This is a genomic window from Pseudomonas sp. CF161 (assembly GCF_000416215.1).
In the GTDB taxonomy this organism is placed as follows: domain Bacteria; phylum Pseudomonadota; class Gammaproteobacteria; order Pseudomonadales; family Pseudomonadaceae; genus Aquipseudomonas.
Genome location: NZ_ATLP01000056.1, coordinates 1 through 8,336 on the forward strand (window position 1 = coordinate 1; position 8,336 = coordinate 8,336).

The 8,336-nt window shown below is 66.1% G+C and carries 8 protein-coding genes; 2 read left to right on the forward strand and 6 right to left on the reverse strand.

Annotation, left to right across the window (positions count from 1 at the left end):
• Together CF161_RS10300 and CF161_RS10305 are read right to left on the reverse strand one after the other, a co-directional pair.
• Positions 1–601, reverse strand: a 601-nt coding sequence (locus CF161_RS10300) for a transcriptional regulator (protein ID WP_043229089.1), incomplete at its 3' end; no start/stop codon positions are given.
• 186 nt (positions 602–787) lie between these two features.
• The gene (locus tag CF161_RS10305; RefSeq protein ID WP_043229090.1) at positions 788–1,738 is read right to left on the reverse strand and encodes a GlxA family transcriptional regulator; all 951 of its coding nucleotides are present in this window, start codon (positions 1,736–1,738) and stop codon (positions 788–790) included.
• A gap of 250 nt (positions 1,739–1,988) precedes the next feature.
• Here CF161_RS10305 and CF161_RS10310 point away from each other — a divergent pair, with 250 nt between their 5' ends.
• Entirely contained in the window at positions 1,989–2,711 is a 723-nt protein-coding gene (locus CF161_RS10310; protein ID WP_020296519.1) for a pirin family protein, read from the forward strand.
• A 55-nt stretch (positions 2,712–2,766) separates the two neighbouring features.
• On the opposite strand, the gene CF161_RS10315 is transcribed toward CF161_RS10310, so the two are convergent.
• The 3 genes from CF161_RS10315 to CF161_RS10325 all read right to left on the reverse strand — a co-directional run bounded on the left by CF161_RS10315 (position 2,767) and on the right by CF161_RS10325 (position 5,417).
• The gene (locus CF161_RS10315; protein ID WP_020296520.1) at positions 2,767–4,122 is read right to left on the reverse strand and encodes an MATE family efflux transporter; all 1,356 of its coding nucleotides are present in this window, start codon (positions 4,120–4,122) and stop codon (positions 2,767–2,769) included.
• A gap of 155 nt (positions 4,123–4,277) precedes the next feature.
• Complete coding sequence (locus CF161_RS10320) at positions 4,278–4,817, reverse strand: CbrC family protein (protein WP_020296521.1); 540 nt, start codon at positions 4,815–4,817, stop codon at positions 4,278–4,280.
• A gap of 171 nt (positions 4,818–4,988) precedes the next feature.
• Positions 4,989–5,417 (reverse strand): HD domain-containing protein, encoded by a 429-nt coding sequence (locus CF161_RS10325; RefSeq protein ID WP_020296522.1) that lies wholly within the window; start codon positions 5,415–5,417, stop codon positions 4,989–4,991.
• Positions 5,418–5,729: 312 nt separating this feature from the next.
• On the opposite strand from CF161_RS10325, the gene CF161_RS10330 reads away from it, so the two are divergent.
• Positions 5,730–6,296, forward strand: coding sequence for a GNAT family N-acetyltransferase (locus tag CF161_RS10330; protein ID WP_020296523.1), 567 nt, complete (start codon positions 5,730–5,732; stop codon positions 6,294–6,296).
• Positions 6,297–6,319: 23 nt separating this feature from the next.
• Here the strand turns inward: CF161_RS10330 and CF161_RS33130 are convergent.
• Positions 6,320–8,336, reverse strand: a 2,017-nt coding sequence (locus CF161_RS33130; protein WP_020296524.1) for a hypothetical protein, incomplete at its 5' end; no start/stop codon positions are given.

Sequence of the window (8,336 nt, forward strand, 5' to 3'; positions counted from 1 at the left end):
CCGCCGGTTCGCGCAGCGCTCCCAGGTCCACCAGCCAGGCGCCATCGCGACAGCGTGGCAAGCGCAATTCGGCCAGACGCAGGGCCAGGGTGCTCTTGCCGACCCCGGCCGGGCCGACCAGCGTCACCAGACGCTGCCCCGACAGCCGCCGCAGCAGGCTGCCCAGCAGCTCCTCACGACCGATCACCGGGCTCAGGCGCGCCGGCAGGTTGTGCCGCGGGCCCGAAGGCGCCGGGGCGCTCGCCAGGCTTTCGCCTGGGGCGCGGCCATACACCGGGGCCACAAAACAGTAGCCGCGCTGCGGCAGGTTGATGATGTAGTGCTGGCCGTCGCGGCCATCGTCCAGGGCCCGGCGCAACGCGGCGATGTGCACCCGCAGGTTGATCTCCTCGACCACGCTGCGCGGCCAGACCCGGGCGATCAGGGTGTCCTTGCTGACGAACTGGCCGGCGCACTCCACCAGCACCAGAAGAATTTCCAGGGCCCGACCGCCCAACGGCAGCGGCCGCCCCGCTTCACTGACCAGGCGTTGCTGGCGCTGCAGGGTGAAAGGCCCGAAACGCAGCACAGCGTCGGGTTCATGGGGTTCAAGGCGGTTCATGTCATGCACTGTGGCGCGAAATGACCTGGCCGGGCACCGCGTCCTCAATCGGCAAACGGGCCTGGCCAAGCTCTGCGCATCCTTTTCCAGAGGGCTCGACGCTATCTTGGCAGGCACACATGGCAGGGCAATGCTGGCACGGGGAGCGCCACGGACATCGCGGTGCCCTGCACGGCCATCCGCCCCTCAACTGAACTGCTGACGGTACTGGGTCGGGGTCAGGCCGAGTTTTTCACCGAACAGAAAGCGCATGTGCCGCACGCTGCCAAAGCCACTGCGAAAGGCCACCGTCTTCAGCGGCAGGTCGCTGTTTTCCAGCAGGCTGCGGGCGCGGTCGATGCGCGCGCTCTGCAAAAACTCCATGGGCGTCATCTGCACCTCGCGGGCAAAGACCCGGGCAAAATGCCGCGCGCTCATGGCCGCCAGGCTGGCCATGCGCTCGATGCTGAAGGCTTCTTCCAGGTGCTCCAGGACATGGTTCTGCACCCGGGTAATCGGCGAATCCTGGGGCGCCACGGCCGCCACCAGCGGGCTGAACTGCGCCTGGCTGCCCTGGCGCTTCATCACCACCAGCAACACTTTGGCCACGTCCAGCGCGACCTTCTTGCCATGGTCCTGGGCCACGATGGACAGCGCCAGGTCAATGCCCGCCGTGACCCCGCCCGAGGTGATCAGCCGCCGGTCCTGGAGGTAAATGTGATCGGTCTCGACCAGGGCCCGGGGGAAGCTTTTGCTCAGGCGTTCGGTGTAGTGCCAGTGGGTGGTCACGCGGTGGCCGTCGAGCAACCCGGCATGCCCCAGGATAAAGGCCCCGGTGCAGATCGAACCGTAGCGCCGGGCACGCTGCGGCGCCGATTCGAGCCAGGCCAGCAACGGCAAGTGCCGCTGGTTGTAGGCCCCCGGCCCGCCCGGCACCAGCAACAGGTCATAGCTGTCCAGGGACTGCTCCAGAAGGTGGTCGGCATGCACCAGCACCCCGTTCGAGGCGCGCAGCGCCGTCTGTTCGGTGCCGATGGTCGAGATCCGGTAATGGTCAGCGTCGGGCAAGTAACGGTTGGCGATGGAAAACACCTCCAGGGGCCCGGCCATATCGAGCAGGAGGAAGTCCGGAAACAGCACCATAGCCACGGTTTTGATCACAAAGAAGGCACTCGTCGGAGGCAAAGCTTGCAGGCCTGGAATCAGGCCCGCGCATTATGGCGAAGGTCTCGCCCCGGGTGGAATATTCCGTAACTCGGGGGTAGGTGCTGCTCATCCACTGTCAACCTAAAAGCGACAGTCATTCAGCTTTCAGGCGCTTTTTGAGCCAACGAGTAACCATTAACCTTCTTCTCAACGCCGGAGCCCTGCATCTCGCAGCCCCGCTCCCCCTTCAGGAGAAGACCTTATGCTGACCCTTCGCAAAGCCTCGGACCGCGGCGCCGCCAACCATGGCTGGCTGAAGTCGTTCCACACGTTTTCCTTCGCCAATTACTGGAACCCAAAGGAACAGGGTTTTTCCGACCTGCTGGTGATCAATGACGACCGGGTCGCCGCCGGCAAGGGTTTCGGCCAGCACCCGCACCGCGACATGGAGATTTTCTCCTATGTGCTCGAAGGCGCCCTGGAACACAAGGACACCCTGGGCACCGGTTCGGTGATCCGTCCCGGCGATGTGCAATTGATGAGTGCCGGCAGCGGCGTGGCCCACAGCGAGTTCAACCACAGCTCGACCCGGCCGGTGCACTTCCTGCAGATCTGGATCGTGCCCCAGGTCAGCGGCGCCGAACCGCGTTACCAGCAAGAGCACTTCAGCGCGCAGCAAAAACGCGGGCGCTTGCAACTGATCATCTCCCCGGAGGGGGCCGAGGGTTCGCTGCATGTGCGCCAGGATGCGCGGGTCTACGCCGGTCTGTTCGACGGCGCCGAGGCCGCCAGCCTGACCCTGGACGCCGAGCGCTACGCCTACATCCACGTGGCGCGCGGCAGCCTGACGGTCAATGGCCAGCGGTTGCAGGAAGGCGACGGCGCGCGGTTGCGCAATGAGCGGGAAATCCACCTCGAGCAGGGCGAGGATGCCGAAGTCCTGGTATTCGACCTGCGGCCCCAGGACCTGCCGCAATTGCCATGACCCACCACAACCCGGCACGGGCGAGGTCCCCTGCCGGGTTGCGTTGTGGCGTGGATCAGATCAGGCGCTGGATCTTCTGATGCTGCCAGACCCGTTTGTAGTAGGCGCTCTGCAACGCCAGCATGCACAGGTAGGTCACTGGGAAAGCCATCCACACCCCCTCAAGGCCGAAGTGCGCGCTGAACAGATAGGCCGCCGGCACCTCGATCGCCAGGATGCAGAAAATCGAAATCGTCACCGGCATCAGCACCGTGCCGCTGGCGCGCATGATGCCGCCCACCACCGCCTGAAAGCCGAACACCAGCATGCTCCAGAGCATGATGTGCAACAGGTGCTGGGCCTGGGCCTGGGTCGCCGGGTCGGTGATGAACAGCCCCAGCAACCAGTGGGACAACAGGTAACCCAGGAGCACCAGGCCGCCGGTCAGCCAGACGTTGATCAGCAACCCGGTGCGCAGGATCGGCCCGATACGTTCCAGGCGCCCGGCCCCAATGGCCTGGGCGCCAAGGATCGAGGCGGTAATGGCAATCGACAGCGCCGGGAACTGCACGTAGTTGACGATCTGCGTCACCGCGCCATAGGCCGCCGTGGCCTGGGAACCGTGCTGGTTGACCAGGGCCAGGATCACCAGCTCCGACAGCGAGATCACCACCATCTGCAAGCCGGTCGGCAGGCCGATGCGCAGCACCTTGCCGAGGATGTTCAGGTCCAGGCGCATGGCCGCGAACAGCCCACGGTCCAGCGCCAGCACATGCCGCTTGCGGTTCAGGCGCCAGGCCAGGACCGCCATGGCCGCGATATTGCCCGCCAGTCCGGCCAGGGCCGCGCTCTGGATGCCCATGCTCGGCAACCCCAGCCAGCCGCGAATCAGCGCCGGGGTCAGGAGCAGGCCGACGCAGGTCGACACCACCAGGGCCAGCAGCGGCGACAGGGTGTCACTGACCCCGCGCAGCAGTTGGGTGAACAGCACAAACACCAGCAGCAGCGGCATGGTCAGCATCATCACCCGGGCATAGGACACCGCGTCCTCCAGCACATCCGCCGGGGTCCCCAGGCCCTGCAAGGCTTCCCGGGCAAACAGGCTGCCCACCACCGCCGCCAGCAAGCCGATGATCGCCCCCAGTAACAGGGTCGCGCCGGCAATCGCCTTGACCGTGCCCGGCTCCCGCGCGCCCCAGGCCTGGCCGATCAGCACCCCGGCCCCGGCGCCGAGGCCGATCACCAGGGCGATAAAGAAAAACACGATGGGGAACATCCCCGAGACCGCCGCCAAGGCCTGGGTGCCGAGCATCTGGCCGATGTAAATGCTGTTCAGGGTGCCCGACATCGATTGCAGGAAGTTGGACAGCACCATCGGCGCGAGAAACGCCAGGTAGATCTTCCACAGCGGGCGTTGAGTGGCGGTTTGCATGGAGGGGGCAGGTCTCGGCGGCAAATGAGGGGCAGGCACAAGGATTCTACGTCATGGGCGGTCAAGGGGCGGGACGCACAGCCGCCAGCGGCACGTCCAGGGGGACGCGCCACGGCTCGATTCACGCCAGGCAGCCGAGGCGCCTGGCGCAGCCCTCAGTGGTTATCCTGATACGCCGCCAGCGCCTGGCAGGTGCGGCAGCGGAACAGGTAGGCCGTCGGCCCCTGGTGTTTATCCAGGGCGTTGAAGAAACCTTCCCATTGCGGGCCATTGGGCAGGCCGGTGGACTCCTGCACCGCGAGGATCGCTTCGGCCCCCAGTTCCAGCAGTTCGGCGTGACCGGCCTTGCCCAGAAACTGCGCACCATCGCCGCAATGGGTCAGCCACTGCTCCTGCTGCCAGCCATTGAAGCCGGGGGTGCGCTGGCTGATTTCGTCCCGGACCTGTTCGTCGAGGTCATCGTCGTCGGGGCCGATGCTGTCTTCATCGGTAAAGGTCACGGCAAATTTTTCATGGGCGCTGCCATCGGCAATGCACCAGGGGCAGAAGCTCTCTTCATACTCTTCCACTGCGTACACCGGGCCCACGTAGATCAAGCCTCGGGGCCGCTCACAACAGATGCAACTGGCCTCGGACGGCTCGACGGAACCGCTGGCGACCGGGTCGGGGTGGTAATTGAAATGGGGCAGATTCATCTGGACAGCTCCTTGCTCAGGCGATTTCGCCCTGAAGCCTGCCATCAGTCGACGCAAGAGTCACTCGCCATCTCGTGCTTCAGCCGCTCACCGCGCTGTAGCCGCGGCCGAGGCACAAGGCTGCGCTGGCCGGCATGGGCGCCATGTTGGGTCTACGGCCTGCGGCAGCGGCTACGGATTGAGGTTGGTGAGGTAGGCGATGGCATTGCGGTATTTTTCCAGGCGCTGGAAGTCTTTTTCGGTGGGGTTGTGCAGGCGCGCCAGGTCGCTGTTTTCGGCCAGGTCCGCCAGTTTCACCACCCGTGCGATGGGGTCGCGGCCGGCGCGTTCGACGAACAGCGGGTAGTCTTCGCCCTCGCGTTTGGTCAGGGCATCAATGGCCGCCAGCACCGCCTGGCTGAAGCCCTGTTCGCGCAAATGGTCGAGGCTCACCGGGGTGTCTTCCACTACGTCGTGCAACACCGCAGCCATGCGTTCCTCAAGCGTCGAGACGCGCATCATGACCTTGAGCGGATGCAGGATATAGGGCGAACCGCCCTTGTCGAACTGGCCCTCGTGGGCCTGGGCGGCAATGGCGATGGCGCGCTCCAGGGTGCTCATGGGCGGACCCTTGCTGCGCGGGGCCGATGGCCGTGGGTGAGTGCTGCGTCGGTGTTGTTCATGGATACCTCCTGTGATCCGCGGTGATCGATCTTAAGCGCCCCTGGCCGTCTGCCGCCATCAATTGCGTACCGGGGCCAGCAACAGATCGCCTTTGGCGCCGGCAGTTCCAACGGCGGCATAAATCACCTGCGCGCCCTACCGGTGATCGGATCCGTCGAGCCGCCCACGCAAGGCTTGACCCTGATCAAGTGCCGCCCGCGCCACAGGCGTAAATGATCAGCAACCCTTTTACTTTTCAGAGACTCGACCATGCCCAGCACCTCAAGCCTGCGCCCTGCCCCGCTGTCATTTCCGGCCCAACAGGGCCAGCACTGGATCGATCGCCTGAACGACGGCAGCCCGGTGCTGATCCGTCCGTTGCGCGCCCAGGACCGCGAGCGTGAAAAAGCCTTTATCGAAAACCTCTCGCCGCTGACCCGGCACCAGCGCTTTCTGGGCGAAGTGAAGGAAGTCGACGGCCGCCTGCTGGACCAGTTGATGGATGTCGGCACCCGGGAGCGGGTGGCTTTTGTCGCACTGGTCCACGACAACGGCAGCCTGCGGGAGATCGGCATCAGCCGTTATGCCCAGGCCGGGGATGGCGCGGATGTCTGCGAGATCGCGGTGACCGTGGCCGATGACTGGCAGCAACGCGGGCTCGGCGCGCTGTTGTTGCAGCACCTGATCGACGAAGCCCGCAGCAACGGTTTCAAACGCCTGTACTCGGTGGACAGCGCCGCCAACCGCAGCATCCGCGAGCTGACCAACGCCCTGGGCTTCAGCCACAGGACCGACCCGGACGACGCCACCCAGGTGATCCACAGCCTGGACCTGTAAGCCCCCGGAGCCGGGGGCGCGGCTCAATGGATGCTCAGGTGGCGCACTTCGCAGGTGTCGACATTGATATGGCACAGGCGCCCCTGCCGATCGAACAGCAGCCAGTGAGCATCGCCCATGCGCAGATGGGCGATGCTCTGCTGCGGCCAGGTCAGGGTCGCCGCCAGGCGGTCGTCGCTGCGGCTGATAAAGTGCCAGCGCTGCTCATGCTCGCCGACCAGGTAATCGATCAATAGCCACTTCTGGCTGGCAAACACCTGGGGCGGATGAAACAGTTCTTCGCCCAGGCCCGGCAGGTACCAGCTCTTGCGACTGCCGCCCATGGCCAGGACCAGGGTCGACTCGGCGCTGTCGCCGTCCTTGATCGAGCCCTGCACCACATCTCCGGAGGCCGTCAGCACCTGGAACTGGCCGATCTCGGTCAGCGGCGGCACATCATCACGCCCCTGCAAGCGTCGCCCCGGCAACCGGTAATGCCAGCGCTCGCTGCCGCGCTCCCCGGCATCCAGCAGCAGGTACTCGTGTTCAGCGTCGCCTTTGATCTGCAACAGGCTGCCCGGCAGGTCGCTGACGTGCCACAAGGTCTCGAACCCGCGATCGACATCTACCACCCGCACCTGGCGCTCGGCGCCGATGGTCCAGGCGCAGCCGTCGAAACTCCGGGAAAAATGCTCCATCACCAGCACCCCGAGGTCGATCACCCGACGTTGCACCAGGTCCAGCTTGCTCACGCGCCACACCGCATCGCGCCGGGCCAGCACCAGGGCCACCTGCCGGCTATGGCCCAGCACAATGTGCCAGGCCGGCGCCGCCAGGCTGAACAGCGGCGCGCCGTGGCGATCGACCACCAGCGTCCCGGCTTCGCCCAGTGCCAGCAGGTAGCGCTCGTCGTCCAGCAGCACCGCATCGAAAATCACCCGGCTGCCGCTCTCCCCGGCCACCCATTCCAGGGTCGACAGCACCGAGTGCAGCGGCGTGGGCTTGGAGCGCTGCAACAGTTGGGTCGGCAGGTCGACGCGCAGCAGCTTGTCGCTGCTCAACTTGACCAGCAGTTGCACCTGATGGGCGAGCAACGGGCCAAGGCCTTGCGCCACGTCAGCCAGTACCGCATGCACAATGGCCCCCGCCAGCCAGGCCAGGGAACCGCCTTGGCTGCGGTGCTGCAACAGTGCCCGGACCAGCACCGCGCGCTCGTCGCAGCGCTGCGGGTCATCGCGCAATTGCTGCACATAGTCGCGGTAGGTCTCCAGGGTGTCGGGCAGCAGAATCGCGCGCTTGACCAGGGCCGCTGCCGCCAGCCCGCCACCGGCGGCTTCGGCATCGAGCAACCAGCGGGCAGCGCGTTCCCGTTGATCCGGCAGGCTCCAGATCACCTCCACCGCCTGCAACCACAGGCCCTTGCTGGTCAGCGCCTCCGCCCATTCCAGGCGCAGTGTGTTGGCGATTTCCGGCCATTTGCCCTGGAGCATCAACACCGCTTCGTTGAAGGCATCGTCCCGGCGCGCCACTTGCAATGCCCGCGGCCAGTCGTCGGCCAGGCACAGCAGGCGCACGATCAGCGGCGCCGACATGTCCCAGGCCAGGGCCAGCTCGGCGGCCTGGGTAAAGCGCTGGTGGCGCTCCAGGTAATCCAGGGCCTCCTGGCGGGCGTGCAGCAGCTCGGCGAGCACGAACACCGCCTCTTCGATCCGCCCTTCCCGGTCCAGGCGGGTAAAACTCTGCCGATACAGCTGCCGCAGATGGGCTTGCATGTCATCGGGAAACAACATCGCCCGGCTCGCCCCACGGACCTCCCCGAGCTTGAGCTCCTGGCGCCGTTCGGGGGTGCCGAAGGCCTGCTCGACGGAGGGCTCGCCGCCCAGGGGGATGGCGTGACGCAGGGCTTCCTGCAAGTCGCCGCGCTCGAACATGTCGAGCATGCGCCGCAGATAAGCCGCCTGGCGCTTGCCGTACAGATCCCGCAGGCGCGAGCCCAGGGTCAGGCGGCTCAGCCAGCGCCGCCACTGGGCCGGTTTGGCGCGCCCGGACGTGGCCCGCTGG

Bases quoted from the DNA above. Each gene is read 5' to 3' on its own strand.
- CF161_RS10315 (WP_020296520.1), bottom strand. From the start codon at position 4,122: ATGCAAACCGCCACTCAACGCCCGCTGTGGAAGATCTACCTGGCGTTT.
- CF161_RS10310 (WP_020296519.1), top strand. From the start codon at position 1,989: ATGCTGACCCTTCGCAAAGCCTCGGACCGCGGCGCCGCCAACCATGGC.
- CF161_RS10320 (WP_020296521.1), bottom strand. From the start codon at position 4,817: ATGAATCTGCCCCATTTCAATTACCACCCCGACCCGGTCGCCAGCGGT.
- CF161_RS10330 (WP_020296523.1), top strand. From the start codon at position 5,730: ATGCCCAGCACCTCAAGCCTGCGCCCTGCCCCGCTGTCATTTCCGGCC.
- CF161_RS10325 (WP_020296522.1), bottom strand. From the start codon at position 5,417: ATGAGCACCCTGGAGCGCGCCATCGCCATTGCCGCCCAGGCCCACGAG.